The organism is Mesorhizobium sp. WSM4833, assembly GCF_055811095.1.
Genome location: NZ_JBVVQG010000060.1, coordinates 1 through 247, shown reverse-complemented (window position 1 = coordinate 247; position 247 = coordinate 1). Strand labels below are relative to the sequence as shown.

Sequence of the window (247 nt, the reverse complement as noted above, 5' to 3'; positions counted from 1 at the left end):
GTACGGAAGTATCCGCACTGCTGGGCCGTATGCCTTCAGCGGTAGGTTATCAGCCGACCCTGGCGGAAGAGATGGGCGTTCTGCAGGAACGTATCACCTCCACCAAAACTGGTTCTATCACCTCGGTACAGGCAGTATACGTACCTGCGGATGACTTGACTGACCCGTCTCCGGCAACCACCTTTGCGCACCTTGACGCAACCGTGGTACTGAGCCGTCAGATCGCGTCTCTGGGTATCTACCCGGC

General features: G+C 57.9%; 1 pseudogene. It reads left to right on the top strand.

Annotated features, from left to right (window positions below):
- Nucleotides 1-247: pseudogene (locus AC0L2D_RS31865) on the top strand (F0F1 ATP synthase subunit beta); the annotation flags it as partial.